This window comes from Streptomyces sp. NPDC051364 (assembly GCF_040682115.1).
GTDB lineage: Bacteria > Actinomycetota > Actinomycetes > Streptomycetales > Streptomycetaceae > Streptomyces.
Genome location: NZ_JBFBAH010000002.1, coordinates 268,454 through 281,140 on the forward strand (window position 1 = coordinate 268,454; position 12,687 = coordinate 281,140).

The window sequence follows — 12,687 nt, forward strand, 5'->3', positions numbered from 1 at the left end:
GTCGGAATCCCCGCATTCTGTGGGTGACCTGACGGATCGTCAATATTGCTGACGAAGGTGAAGTGACGCATCGTCAGTTACTTGCTGCGGGGGCCGTCAGGGCTGGTAGAGGGCCGCCACCTCCGTCGCGTACGCCTTCTCGATCGCCCGCCGCTTCAGCTTCAACGAGGGTGTCAGCAGACCCTGTTCCTCCGTGAACTGCTCCGCCAGCACCCGGAAGGTGCGGATCGCCTCGGCCTGCGAGACCAGCGTGTTCGCGGCCACCACCGCCCGCCGGACCTCCGCGGTCAGATCCGGGTCGTGGACCAGCTGCGACGCGGGCATCTGCGGGCGCCCGCGCATCGACAGCCAGTGCGCGATCCCCTCCATGTCCAGCGTGAGCAGGGCGGCCACGTACGGCCGGTCGTTGCCCACCAGCACGCACTGCGCGACCAGCGGATGAGAACGCACCCGCTCCTCGAGGGCGGTCGGCGAGACGCTCTTGCCGTTGGAGGTCACCAGGATCTCCTTCTTGCGCCCCGTGATGGTGAGGTACCCGTCCTCGTCCAGCCGGCCCAGGTCGCCCGTCGCCAGCCAGCCGCCGCGCAGCACCTCCTGCGTGGCGTGGGGGTCGTTGAGGTACCCGCTGAAGATGTGGCCGCCGTGCAGCCAGACCTCCCCGTCGTCGGCGATGTGCACCGTACTGCCCGGGATCGGCCGGCCCACCGTGCCGTACTTCGTCGCGCCCGGCGGGTTCGCGGTGGCCGCCGCGCAGGACTCGGTGAGCCCGTAGCCCTCGAACACGGTGATCCCGGCCCCGTCGAAGAACAGCCCGAGGCGGCGCGACATCGCCGACCCGCCCGACATGGCGTGCCGCACCCGGCCGCCCATCGCCTCGCGGACCTTCCCGTACACCAGCTTCTCGAAGAGCTGGTGTTCCATGCGCAGCGTGGCCGAGGGGCCCGGCCCGATGCCGAACGCCTTCTGCTCGCGCGCCTCCGCGTACCGTACGGCCGCCTCGACCGCCCGGTCGAAGGGGCCCGTGCGCCCCTCCGCCTCCGCCTTGCGGCGGGCTGCTGCGAAGACCTTCTCGAAGACGTACGGGACCCCCAGCACGAAGGTCGGCCGGAACGCGGCGAGGTCCGGCAGCAACTCGGCCGCCGCCAGCACCGGCTGGTGACCGAGCTTGACCCGCGCCCGGACGGCCGCCACCTCCACCATCCGCCCGAAGACATGGGCGAGCGGCAGGAACAGCAGCGTGGAGGGCTGCTCCCCGGGCCCGGCCTGGAAGACGGACTCCCAGCGGGCCACCATCGTGTCGGCCTCGTACATGAAATTGCCGTGGGTGAGCACACAGCCCTTGGGGCGGCCGGTGGTCCCCGAGGTGTAGATCACGGTGGCGACGGCGTCGGGCGTGACCGCGGCGCGGTGCCGGTGCACCAGGTCGTCGGCGACCCCGTGGCCGTCCGCGACGAGCGCCTCGACGGCCCCGGCGTCGAGCTGCCACAGCCGCCGCAGGTGCGGGAGCCGCTCGATGACGGACCCGACGGTCATGGCCTGGTCCTCGTCCTCGACGACGCAGGCGGTGCAGTCGGAGTCCTGCAGGATCCAGTGCACCTGCTCGACGGACGAGGTCGGGTAGACGGGGACGGGCTGGGCGCCGATCGCCCACAGGGCGAAGTCGAACAGGGTCCACTCGTACCGGGTCCGGGACATGACGGCGACCCGCTCGCCGAACCGGACCCCCTGGGCCAGCAGCCCCTTCGCCAGCGCGAGCACCTCGGCGGCGAGTTCCCCGGACGTCACGTCCCGCCAGACCCCGTCGACCTTGCGCCCGAGCACCACCCGGCCGGGATCCTCCTGGGCATGCCGGAAGACGGCGTCGGCGAGCCCGCCGACGGGCGCCGCCATAACGACTGGTGGGACGGTGATCTCGCGCATGCCCCGCTCCTCTCCGCGCAGCGCGGCGACGCTACCCCACACCTCCCCGCGGTTGATCACCGTGCGAAGACCTCCACAAGACCTCCCCAGGGAGCTGCGGAAGGGCCGGCCGGAGGTGCGGAAGGGCCGCCCGGGGAGACACTCCCCGCGGCGACGGCCCGGAAACGCCGGGCGCCCCGCCGATCGTGCGTCTGAGGGGGGCGCCGGGGCGCGAGCTCAGCCGTTCGCGGCTGCCGGCCCGCCCGGAACGAAGGAGTCCAGCGCCGCGTCGAAGTGGCTCCGCGCCTCCGCGAGCCGGCCGACGGGCGCGGACACCCACACGTCGTACATGCGCCCGTTCTCGTCCCAGCAGACGTCGAAGGTGTGCCGGGAGCCTTCGGCAGCGGTGAAGCCGTTCCAGGTGAACTCCCAGAGGGCGGCGGGCAGTCCGTTGTGCGTGGTCGGGACGACCGTGCCGTCGCGGTAGCCGGGGTTGGTGGCCGGGCCGCTCGCGTGCGAGAGCCGCATGACGGCGACCGGCCCGTCGGACACCGCCGGCTTCACCTTGACGCCGATACGGAAGACCCCGTCCGGCGACACGTAGAAGACCCGCTCGTCGTCGGTGGAGCGCTGGAAGCCGTCGGGTACGGCGAGGCTGAAGCCCGCCGGGTCGGACACGGACCGGTACCCGGCGGGCGCGGGCCTCGCCGGCCCCGCCACCGACGGGGGCGCGGTACGGGCGGGGGCCGGCGCCGGCGAGAGGGTCTGCGCGGGCTTGGCGTCGGCGGAGGCCCGGCTCCATCCGGAGGCCGTGGCGGTGGGCGTCGTCTCCCGTGCGCCGTCCGCCGACCGGTCGCCGAGCTGTGAGGTGACGGCCACGGCGCCGGCGACCGCGACGGCGAACAGCGCCGCGATCAGCCCCGCCCGCAGAGCGGGCCGGGTTCGCCGGGCCGGGGCGGACGGCTGCGTGACGTGCTCGGTCGGCGAGTAGCCGCCCGCGGCGTCCGCCCCGGATGCGGTCCCGGCCGGCGGCGCGGTCACCGGACTCGGTGGCGGTACCCGGTCGGCGACGACGGGGACCTTGCCGGTGCTCACGTACGCCGACAGCAGCCGCTCGGCCTCCGCCGCCCCCATCCGCCGCTCCGGGAGGCGTTCCAGCAGGCCGCGGATGACCGGAACCAGCGGCCCCGCCTGCGCCGGCGGCCGGATCTCCTCGTACACGACGGCATGCAGGACCCCGCCGAGCGAATCGCGGTGGAAGGGGGACTCGCCGGTCAGCGCCGCGCACAGCAGGACGCCGAGCGACCACAGGTCGGATTCGGGTCCCGCGGCGGCCCCCTGCATGCGCTCGGGCGAGGTGTACTCGGGCGAGCCGACGAACGCGCCGGTCTCGCTGATGGTGGTGGACCCGGCGAGCCGCGCGATGCCGAAGTCGGTGAGCACCACCCGCCCAGTCCCGGCCTCCATGAGGACGTTGGCCGGCTTGACGTCCCGGTGGAGCACCCCGCGCGCGTGCGCCGCGGTCAGGGCGCCGAGCAGGGCCAGCCCGGTCCGCGCGGTCTCGGCAGGGGTGAGCGGCCCTTCGGCCCCGAGCCGGTCGGCCAGCGAGCCGCCGTCGACGAGCTCCATGACGATGTGGGGGCGCCCGTCGTGCTCCACGACGTCGTGCACGACGACGACGTGCGGATGCCTGACCTGAGCGACGGTCCGGGCCTCCCGCAGCGCGGCCTTGGCGTCCGCACCCCCGTCGACATGGAGCTCCTTGACGGCGACGGGGCGCCCGAGGAGCTCGTCGGAGGCCCGCCAGACGGTCCCCATGCCGCCTCTGCCCAACCGCTTCTCCAGGCGGTACCGCCCGGCGATCACGATGCTGCTGTCCGGCCCGTCGTGCGACACGTTGCTTCCCCTCCGACCCCGTGGCGCCCCATGATGCCGCACAACCGGATCCACCCCCGCCGCCCGAGCCGGACAACGCAAGGCCACCGCACCCCCAGCGCAAAAAACCCCACCGAAGTGGGGTTTTTGTTCTGTGTCCGAGGGGGGACTTGAACTCTCCACTCGGGCGCCAGCCTGTAGGCTTTCTGACTTGTGTGAATGCCCGTCGTGACAGGAGTTCGACAGTCCTGCTCTTCCTGTAATTCCTGCTGTTTCAGGCCGTCTCAGGACGCTGTTGGTCACCCGTTGGTCACGTGCCCAACCTGGCCAGGACGGGCGATCTTGCCCGCTCGATCAGACTTTCTCGATGGCCTCGAAGATGTCGGCGTCGGTCTCCTGCTGCCACTTCGGCAGGTCGGGCCAGTCGGCCACGTAGCCCGGCTTGGGGTCCTCGAAGTGCTTGAACATCTGGGCGGTCCAGCATGTCGCGACGAACCGGCTCTTCTGCTCGCGGGACAGCCTCGATGCGTGCCCGCCGCTGATCTCGATGAACTGCCGGACCTGGTCGTGGACCGAGCCTGCGGCCTCGCGCTCCCACTGCGGGGTGTCGTCCCAAGGCGTCACGTACCCTGCCTTCGGCTCCCCGGGGAAGTGCTGGTGCACTCCCGCGATCCAGGCTTCCCGGAACACTCGTGCACCTTCGGTCTGCGACATGCCAACCCCTCTCGTCATGGCGTGCTGAGCGCGGCGATCTCCGCCCCCAGCTCCGCTACGCGGTGGTCCCTGCTCAGGGGGCCGAACTCGTCGCACAGGGGCTGGAGTCTACGGGCGACGTATCCGGAGGATGAGGCTTGGGCCAGGAGGAGGGCTTCCCGGCCGTACGCGACGACGTGTTCGGGGTCGCGCCGCTTGGCGCCGATGGCGGCGAGATCGGTCAGGACGGCGCCGCGCCGCCGGTAGGACTGCCCGGATGCAAGGGCGGTCTGCTCCAGTGCCCGCCGCAACGCTTCCTCCGCCAGGTCGAGCCGTCCGAGCTGGACGTAGCGGGCTCCCCGTTCCTCGGCCAGCCGCGTCCCGTCGAATCGCAACCACCCGCCGTTGGTGCTGCCCGCGCTCAGGCCCATGACCTGCTCCGCCTGGTCCAAGGCGCGCTCGCATGCGGGGAGGTCGCCCAGGCCGGCGTACGCCTCTGCCTGGACGGAGGCGACCCAGTGCCGCGTGGCGAGGCTACTGTCACCTCGCCCGGCCAGCCGCTCAGCGGCTCCCAGGACCTGGGCCGCCTGCCGGTAGCGCTCCTCCGACATGTCCACGTAGGCGTGCCGGACGAGTGCGCACGCCCACAGGTCGTAGGCTCCGGCGTCCCTGCTGACGGATGCCGCGAGGGCGTAGGAGGCAGCCGCTTCGGTGTACCGGTTCGCGTCGAAGGCGACTTCTCCCGCCAGTTGGAAGAGGTCGGCTGCCGCGCTGAGGAGCGGGTGGGAGTTGCCTCGGGTGTCGGCCGCGAGGGCTTCGTTCAGGGTGGTCAGTTGGTCGCGGACGACGGGGTAGACGGACCCCCTTGGACCGGGCCAGTTGGTAGACCTGCCAGAGGTGGCCGTTCATCCGCGCGAAGTCGCCGGGTGCGCCCCTGAGGACCCCGTCGGAGAGGGCTTCCGCCTCGTCCAGCGGGAGGGCGGTCAGCGCCCCGCTGACGGTGAGGATGCGGAGGAATTCGCGGCGGATCACTTCGTCTGGGTCTCCCGCACTCGGGTGGTCACTGGGCTGCTGGCATCCGGTCGTCCGGCTTACGGCTCGTGGCTGTGTCAGAAGGGCATCCAGCTCTTGAAGGCTCACTTCGAGGGCGGCTGCCAAGCCCGGCCGCTGAGGCGGCTGCGGTGCGATCTTGCCGCTCTCCCAGCGTCCGACCGTTGTGCGGTCCACGCCAAGTAACTCGGCCAATTTCTCCTGACTGTAACCCAGGGTCTTGCGCCGTTCCGCCAGTCCCATGACGCCCCTCTTCCCGTGACCTGAACCCACGGCGTTCCCGTGCACGGATGTGCATCAAGAGTGCCGCATTGATGCCGTGGAGGACTTGGACTCCCCGCGCTTTCCTTGGTGTTGTCGCAAACGGGCACGGGGGCAAACCTGCGGAAGGGTGCGGACATGGCAACGGAGAACGGCATGGCGCGTGATGGTCTCGGTTCCTCTCAGGCCCCGAGCCTCGGAGCTGACCCTCGCGTTCTCATGACGCTTCGTGTGTCCCGTGATTCGGGTCGTACCTGGAAGCAGAGCACCAGCGTCCGCGAGGGCGACCCGTTCGTCATCTTGTCCGATCCGGGCCGATACCCGCCGTGCGGGTGCGACCGCTGCACTGGCCACCCGTCGCTGTCCGCCACGTCGCTCCGTCCGGCTGACATCGAGCCGAGGACGGCGTGATGTCCGGCTTAGGGCCTTGGCTGCTTCACCGATTCGGCCGGTACGCCGGTCCGCTCTACGTGGCGACGGTCCTCGGCGGTACGGCCCTGTTCCTTGCCGGAACGTTTGCGACTCGGTAGCAGCCTCACCGGCTGCTGCCCTCCCTTCTTCCCGCCAGGTTCCTGGCGGGAGTTCCCGAGTAGAGAGGTAAGTCCGATGGTGGAAGAGAACACCGGTTCGGCGGCCCCCGAGGGGGGTGGCCTGCTCGTCGCGAAGCGGAAGATCGTGGCCGCGCGGACGCGTGCCGAGCAGGAGTCGGACGTCAGTAGCGGGCGTTCTGACGGCAACGACTGACGGGGCTGCCCACGATGCTTGATGCCGCCTCGTGGGCGGGGCGCCTGGGCGGGGACACGTTCCTCGCCCAGACGTACCACCGCTCCTACGCGCACTTCCCCGGCACCGCCGACACGGCGGGCCTGTTCTCCTGGGACGACTTCAACCGGATCATCGCCACGCAGCGACTGGAGCCGCCCCGGCTGCGCCTGTCGGTCGACGGCGAGATGGTCCCCCTTCACCGCTACGCGATCCCGACCACGAACCGCCGCGCGGTCACCTGGTCCCGCATCCAGCCGGCCGACTTCCACGCCCAGCTCAAGGACGGGGCGTCGCTGGTCCTCGATGCGGTCGAGAAAATCCACCCGGCGGTGGGCATGGCTGCCGAGGGTCTCGAACGGTTCCTCGGCACGTCCGTGCAGGCCAACGCGTACGCGTCCTGGACCAATCGTGAGGGCTTCGGCCTGCACTGGGACGACCACGATGTCGTGGTGGTGCAGGTTCACGGCTCGAAGCGGTGGCGCTTGTACGGCTCCACTCGTGAGGCTCCCACCTTCCGGGACGTGGAGTCGCCGGAGACTCCCGAGGGCGACCCGGTGGCGGACATCGTGCTCGCTCCCGGCGATGTGCTCTACCTGCCTCGCGGCTGGTGGCACGCGGTCACAGCTGACCAGGGAACGGAGTCGCTGCACCTGACGTTCGGCATGGTCCCGCACACGGGCGCGGACCTTATGCTCTGGGTCGTGGATCAGCTCCGGTCGTCCCTCGCACTGCGCAGGGACATCCCGCGGTTCGCCTCGCTGAGCGAGCACTCCGACTTCATCGCCGCGCTACGTGGTGAGGTGCTGAACGAACTGGCCGATCCCCGGTTGGTGGAGCGGTGGGCGGAGTCCATCGACGCAACTGACCTGGGGCACGCGATTCCCTCGCTGCCCTACGTGGACGGGCTGCCCGCACGTCCGGAGATCATGGTCAAGCTGACCGCCCCTCGGGGCCGCCTGACGGCGAACCCCGCCCACAGCACGGTCACGTTCTCGGCGGCGGGTACTGCCTGGGACTTCGCCGAGTCGGCCGCGCCCGTCCTCGGCACACTGCTGACCGGTCAGCCGACCACGCTCGGCGAGATGGCCGACTCCGCCGGACTGGAGATCAAGGACGTGGCCGAGCTGGTCTCCGCCCTCATCGAGGGCCATGCCGTCGCGGTCGTAGGGACCGCGCTGTGACCGCCGCTCTCTCCCTGGGGACATACCGTGTGCGTGCCGTCAGTCAGGCGGCACGCACCGCCCTGGCTGCCGGTAGCCCCTGGGTGGACACGGCACCCAACTACGCCCACGGTCGGGCGCATGAGGAGCTGCGCCCGGTTCTCGGGGAGTACCCGAGCGTGCGGGTAGCTACGAAGACGGGGTTCTTCACGGAGGAGCAAGGCCGCACCGCCCTGGCTGAGGGCGTGCTCACCCGGGAAGAGATGGCCAGTCGACACAGCCTTGAACCGGGCTTCGTTCGCTGGCAGATGGAGCGTTCGTTGGCCACACTCGGCCGCGCGGACCTGGTGTTCGTGCACAACCCCGAGCACCACGGGCACGGCCTTGACCGCGCCGCTCTGCACTGCCGTGTGCGGGAAGCCTTCACGGCGCTGGAAGAGTTCACCCAAGAGGGCAGGATCGGCGGGTACGGCGTCGCCACCTGGACGGGCCTGGCCTCTGAAGCGTTCACGGTTCCCGAGTTGCTCGCGCTCGCCCGACAGGCGGCGGGCTCTGCCGAGCACCACTTCACGGGGTTGCAGATGCCCGTCAGTCTGATCATGGATGACCTGATCAGGCAGGCACTCAACGGCGGTGGACCGCTGGTGCAGGCGAAGGACGCGGGGCTGATCACGTTCGGCTCCGCTCCTCTGCACGGCGGCGAACTGCTGGAGGCCATGACGCCTGAACTGGTGAACTTCATCCGCCCCGGCCTGTCGGCCGCAGCCGCTGCCCTGCTGGCTGCCGGATCATGCCCCAGCCTCGATGTCGTGCTGACTTCCGCGAGCACCCGCGAACACTGGGACGATGCGGCGAAGGCTCTGGCTGCGCCCCTGACGGCCGAGGAACTGAGGAGGGTGACCGATGAACTCGCCGCCGAGTGAGGACGTACAGACCCTGATGGAGGCCGCTCACGACCGGGCGGCCAAGGCTCTGGGCCTCACGTGCACGGGCCCGCTGGCGTGGGGCTTCCAGGGTGTCACCCTCGGTCGGCAAGCCAGGGACCGGTGGCTCCGGGTAAGCCGGACCGCCGCGAGGAACGCGGGCAGGAAGCAGGGGGAGGGCATCGTGGGGGCCTCCTTGCTGGTGCCTGACGCTGTCCCGCGACCGCGCCTGTACGAGGTGTACGACTGGACTGACGGCGAGTGGGCCTTCGAGGCCGAAGTCCTCGACTACGTGACGCATCCCGTCGTGTCCCCGGAGCGGGCCGACCTGCACCATGACCCCCACTTGCCTGACGAGTGGTGGGCCGACCTGCGCCGAGCCCTGGCCCTGCTCGCTGAGGCGGAGGGGGTGAAGGCCACTGTCCGGGACGGGTGGATCGAGCGTGCCTTCCCCCAGTTCCTCGGCATCCCGGCCCCTGCCAAGGTGGAGCGGGTGACCGGTCACGGTGACCTGCATTGGGGCAACCTCACGACCGTGCCCCTGACCCTGCTGGACTGGGAGCGGTGGGGCCTGGTGCCCTACGGCTACGACGCTGGCCTCCTCCATGCCAACAGCCTGCTCGTTCCCGACGTGGCGGAGCGCATCCGGCTGGAGTTCGCTGCGGTCCTGGACACCCCTGCCGGCCGAGTCGGAGAACTCGCGGCCCTGGCGGAGATGCTGCAAGCCGTAGCCCGCGGCTGGTACCCGGACCTGGCCCCGCGCCTACTCGCTCGCGCGGAGTCACTCACGGGCGTTCGGCCACCGGTCCCGGTGCACTCGGAGGTCAGCGCCTGACAGGCCCGTGGAATGACAGCGGCCCCCGACGCGATGCCGGGGGCCTGCCTGTGTCCATGTGCGCCCGTCTCGGGCGCTTTCTCCAAGGTGGCGGCGGCCGGCTACACGATGGCCCGGTACGGCCACTCACGTAAGGACGGAGAGATGGGGATTCGCTGGGCTGTTGGCCACGCCACTGCCTGGAAAGCAAAAAACCCCACATGAAGTGGGGTCTCAGCTGGTGTCCGAGGGGGGACTTGAACCCCCACGCCCGATAAAGGGCACTAGCACCTCAAGCTAGCGCGTCTGCCATTCCGCCACCCGGACCAGGTGGTCGGCCCCGGTTTCCCGCGGCGACAAGGACAACAATAGCAAAGGATCGGGGTGGTTCCGACCAGGTATTCGGGCCCGGGCCGCTCGCTGACCTGCAGGCATGTCCCCGAGGGGGCGGCGAGACTCCGCGTCTCGCGGGTCAGCGGGCCGCCGCGGTGCGCTCGGCCCTCAGCCAGTCGTCGTTGTGCTGCCACGCGTAGAGGGTGGTGCCGTCCATGTAGGCGTAGTACAGGCCGCAGCGCGCGGTGGCCTTCCCCCGGGCGTCCTTCGGGAACCAGTCCTCCGCGAGCGGGACCTCCTGCGCGTGCGGCCGCGGCTCCGTCGTGCACGCGGTCGGGAGCCGGTCGTCCGGCAGGGTCGCCTTCAGCAGGCGGTCGCCGCCCGTCGTCTTCATCGCGTACTCCACCGACGTCGCGTCGTCCGCCAGCCAGCGCGGGACCGAGGCCCGCGCCGTCTTCGCCTCGGCGCCCGTCGCGTACGTGCCCGCCTCCTGGTGGCGGTTCCCGTACCAGTCGGCCGCGGCCGGGAGCGCGACCACGGTCGCGAGCCCCACGGCCGAGACGACGGCGGCGGTGGTCAGGATGACGGACCTGCGGATCATGCGGCGTTCGCTTCCCTCGGCGGCGGATGGCTGCGTGCCTTCATCCTCCGGCCCCGCGTGGGGCCGGCGCGTCCCTCCACCGGGCGGGATCCGCGTACATCTCAGGTCGCACGCCCCCGAGGAGTCACCCGTTGCTGGTATGAGTCGCGCATGGAAACGCAAGCCCGCGTGAGCACGTTGGAGCTCTTCTTCGACCTCGTCTTCGTCTTCACCATCACCCAGCTGACCGTGCTCCTGGCGGACGACATCAGCTTCCGGGGCGCGGGCCAGGTGCTGGTGATCTTCACCGTGCTGTTCTGGATGTACGGCGGCTACGCGCACCTGACCAACCAGGTGCCGCCCGACCGGACCGTGCGCAGGGTGCTGCTGATGCTGGCCATGGGGGCGTTCCTGGTGTGCGCGCTGGCGGTGCCGACGGCCTTCGGGGCCGGCGGGGTCGCCTTCGGGGCCGGGTACCTGTGCGTCGTCCTCGTGCACAGCGCCCTCTTCACGCAGGCACACGGGTTCGGCGTGATCTGGTTCGCGCTGCCCAACGTGCTGTGCGCGCTGTCGGTGCTGGCCGCCGGGTTCCTCGACGGACCGCCCGCCGGGGCGCTGTGGATGCTCGCCCTGCTGATCCAGTTCGTCGTGCCCCAGCTGGTGCAGCGGGCCGCGGCGAGCGGGGCGGAGCCGGTCGGCTCCGCCGGGGACGCGACCGGGGTGACGACGCTCGGCTACCAGCTCGGCGGCATGAGCTCCGCGCACCTCGTGGAGCGGCACGGGCTGCTGCTGATCATTGTCTTCGGCGAGTCCGTGATCGCCATCGGCATCGGGGTCGGCACGCTGCCGCTGTCCGTGGGGATCGTCGCAGGGGCTCTCCTGGCGCTCGCCCTCGCGTCCGCGCTGTGGTGGATGTACTTCGTACGCGACGAGGGCCGGGCCGAGCAGGTCTTCGCCGAGGCCCCGCCGGAGAAGCGTTTCAAGCTGGCGATGCGCGCGTACTACTACGCCTTCCTGCCCATGCTGCTCGGCATCGCCGCCTTCGCGGCCGGCGTCAAGAAGACCATCGGGCATCTGGGCGGGCACCTGGACACGGGCCCGGCGCTCGTCCTCGCGGGCGGGATCGCCCTCTACCTGGCCGGGGACCTGGCCTTCCGGGCCGTGCTCGGGATCGGCCCGGCCCGCTTCCGGGCGGCGGCGCTGGTGCTCGTCCTGGCTACCGTCCCGGTCGGCACGGGCACCGCCGGGCTCTGGCAGCTGGTCGCGCTCGTCCTTGTACTCCTGGCCGCGCTGGGAGCCGAGGCCCGCTGGGCCCCGGCCGCCGTGGCACCCGCTACGGGCAGCGGATGACCTGGCCCGCGTACGAGAGGTTGCCGCCGAAGCCGAAGAGGAGGACCGGGGCGCCGGTGGGGATCTCGCCGCGCTGGACCAGCTTCGAGAGGGCCATCGGGATGCTGGCGGCCGAGGTGTTGCCGGAGTCCACGACATCGCGGGCGACGACCGCGTTGACGGCGCCGATCCTCGCGGCGAGCGGCTCGATGATCCGCAGGTTCGCCTGGTGCAGGACGACGGCGGCCAGCTCCTCGGGGGCGACCCCGGCCTTCTCGCACACCTTGCGGGCCAGCGGCGGGAGCTGGCTGGTGGTCCAGCGGTAGACGGACTGGCCCTCCTGGGCGAAGACCGGCGGGGAGCCCTCGATCCGCACTGCGTGGCCCATCTCCGGGACCGAACCCCACAGGACCGGGCCGATCCCGGGCTCCTCGCTGGCCTCGACCACGGCCGCGCCCGCACCGTCGCCGGTCAGTACACAGGTGGTGCGGTCCGTCCAGTCGGTGATCTCGGTCATCTTGTCGGCGCCGATGACCAGGGCGCGGGTGGCGGAGCCGGCCCGGATCGCGTGGTCGGCGGTGGCCAGGGCGTGGGTGAAGCCCGAGCAGACGACGTTGAGGTCCATGACGGCCGGGCTGCCGCCCATGCCCAGCTTGGCGGCGACGCGGGCGGCCATGTTGGGCGAACGGTCGATCGCGGTGGAGGTGGCCACCAGGACGAGGTCGATGTCGTCGGGGGACAGGCCGGCGCCGGCGAGCGCCTTGCCCGCGGCCTGGAAGGCCAGCTCGTCCACCGGTTCGTCGGGGCCCGCCATGTGCCGGGTCTTGATGCCGACCCGGGAGCGGATCCACTCGTCGTTGGTGTCGACCATCGCCGCGAGGTCCTCGTTGGTGATCACTTTCGCGGGCTGGTAGTGCCCTAGCGCCACCACGCGTGAACCGGTCATGGGCGGGGTCCCCCCTCGTACGGAAGTCAGGATCACCCAGCTTGACCTGCTACTGGTGG

At 71.1% G+C, this 12,687-nt stretch carries 10 protein-coding genes, 1 tRNA gene and 1 pseudogene; 5 read left to right on the forward strand and 7 right to left on the reverse strand.

The genetic code is table 11. The features are described from left to right. Positions 1 to 96 precede the first annotated feature (96 nt). From AB0M76_RS05110 to AB0M76_RS05125, 4 genes and pseudogenes are all read right to left on the reverse strand, one after another. Positions 97 to 1,920, reverse strand: coding sequence for a long-chain fatty acid--CoA ligase (locus AB0M76_RS05110; RefSeq protein WP_365951915.1), 1,824 nt, complete (start codon positions 1,918 to 1,920; stop codon positions 97 to 99). Positions 1,921 to 2,136: 216 nt separating this feature from the next. Then, entirely contained in the window at positions 2,137 to 3,717 is a 1,581-nt protein-coding gene (locus AB0M76_RS05115; RefSeq protein ID WP_365951916.1) for a serine/threonine-protein kinase, read from the reverse strand. A 411-nt stretch (positions 3,718 to 4,128) separates the two neighbouring features. Next, complete coding sequence (locus AB0M76_RS05120; protein ID WP_365951588.1) at positions 4,129 to 4,488, reverse strand: hypothetical protein; 360 nt, start codon at positions 4,486 to 4,488, stop codon at positions 4,129 to 4,131. Between the two features lie 14 nt (positions 4,489 to 4,502). Continuing rightward, positions 4,503 to 5,760: pseudogene (locus tag AB0M76_RS05125) on the reverse strand (helix-turn-helix domain-containing protein). Positions 5,761 to 6,384: 624 nt separating this feature from the next. Between AB0M76_RS05125 and AB0M76_RS05130 the strand changes: the two are divergent. The 4 genes from AB0M76_RS05130 to AB0M76_RS05145 are packed head-to-tail and all read left to right on the forward strand — an operon-like array spanning position 6,385 to position 9,461. After that, positions 6,385 to 6,522, forward strand: a complete 138-nt coding sequence (locus tag AB0M76_RS05130; RefSeq protein WP_165289379.1) for a hypothetical protein — start codon at positions 6,385 to 6,387, stop codon at positions 6,520 to 6,522. Between the two features lie 14 nt (positions 6,523 to 6,536). Then, positions 6,537 to 7,724 (forward strand): cupin domain-containing protein, encoded by a 1,188-nt coding sequence (locus tag AB0M76_RS05135; RefSeq protein ID WP_365951589.1) that lies wholly within the window; start codon positions 6,537 to 6,539, stop codon positions 7,722 to 7,724. Continuing rightward, the gene (locus AB0M76_RS05140) at positions 7,721 to 8,626 is read left to right on the forward strand and encodes an aldo/keto reductase (RefSeq protein ID WP_365951590.1); all 906 of its coding nucleotides are present in this window, start codon (positions 7,721 to 7,723) and stop codon (positions 8,624 to 8,626) included. The genes AB0M76_RS05135 and AB0M76_RS05140 overlap by 4 nt, the downstream gene beginning before the upstream one ends. Further along, positions 8,607 to 9,461 carry a hypothetical protein gene (locus AB0M76_RS05145; protein ID WP_365951591.1) on the forward strand — a complete coding sequence of 285 codons (855 nt, stop codon included), beginning with the start codon at positions 8,607 to 8,609 and terminating at the stop codon, positions 9,459 to 9,461. Before AB0M76_RS05140 ends, AB0M76_RS05145 begins: the two co-directional genes overlap by 20 nt. A 218-nt stretch (positions 9,462 to 9,679) precedes the next feature. Here the strand turns inward: AB0M76_RS05145 and AB0M76_RS05150 are convergent. Next, positions 9,680 to 9,767, reverse strand: a tRNA-Leu gene (locus AB0M76_RS05150). A gap of 145 nt (positions 9,768 to 9,912) precedes the next feature. Next, complete coding sequence (locus AB0M76_RS05155; RefSeq protein ID WP_365951592.1) at positions 9,913 to 10,374, reverse strand: hypothetical protein; 462 nt, start codon at positions 10,372 to 10,374, stop codon at positions 9,913 to 9,915. A 168-nt stretch (positions 10,375 to 10,542) separates the two neighbouring features. Here AB0M76_RS05155 and AB0M76_RS05160 point away from each other — a divergent pair, with 168 nt between their 5' ends. After that, positions 10,543 to 11,703 (forward strand): low temperature requirement protein A, encoded by a 1,161-nt coding sequence (locus tag AB0M76_RS05160; protein ID WP_365951593.1) that lies wholly within the window; start codon positions 10,543 to 10,545, stop codon positions 11,701 to 11,703. On the opposite strand, the gene AB0M76_RS05165 is transcribed toward AB0M76_RS05160, so the two are convergent. Then, on the reverse strand, positions 11,687 to 12,628 hold the full coding sequence (locus AB0M76_RS05165) for a beta-ketoacyl-ACP synthase III (protein WP_266661995.1): 942 nt from the start codon (positions 12,626 to 12,628) through the stop codon (positions 11,687 to 11,689). The genes AB0M76_RS05160 and AB0M76_RS05165 overlap by 17 nt on opposite strands. Positions 12,629 to 12,687 lie beyond the last annotated feature (59 nt).

What these genes read in the sequence shown, in the direction of transcription:
- AB0M76_RS05110 (WP_365951915.1), bottom strand. Translation starts at nt 1,920, where the DNA reads ATGCGCGAGATCACCGTCCCACCAGTCGTTATGGCGGCGCCCGTCGGC.
- AB0M76_RS05155 (WP_365951592.1), bottom strand. Translation starts at nt 10,374, where the DNA reads ATGATCCGCAGGTCCGTCATCCTGACCACCGCCGCCGTCGTCTCGGCC.
- AB0M76_RS05115 (WP_365951916.1), bottom strand. Translation starts at nt 3,717, where the DNA reads ATGGGGACCGTCTGGCGGGCCTCCGACGAGCTCCTCGGGCGCCCCGTC.
- AB0M76_RS05120 (WP_365951588.1), bottom strand. Translation starts at nt 4,488, where the DNA reads ATGTCGCAGACCGAAGGTGCACGAGTGTTCCGGGAAGCCTGGATCGCG.
- AB0M76_RS05165 (WP_266661995.1), bottom strand. Translation starts at nt 12,628, where the DNA reads ATGACCGGTTCACGCGTGGTGGCGCTAGGGCACTACCAGCCCGCGAAA.
- AB0M76_RS05135 (WP_365951589.1), top strand. Translation starts at nt 6,537, where the DNA reads ATGCTTGATGCCGCCTCGTGGGCGGGGCGCCTGGGCGGGGACACGTTC.
- AB0M76_RS05145 (WP_365951591.1), top strand. Translation starts at nt 8,607, where the DNA reads ATGAACTCGCCGCCGAGTGAGGACGTACAGACCCTGATGGAGGCCGCT.
- AB0M76_RS05130 (WP_165289379.1), top strand. Translation starts at nt 6,385, where the DNA reads ATGGTGGAAGAGAACACCGGTTCGGCGGCCCCCGAGGGGGGTGGCCTG.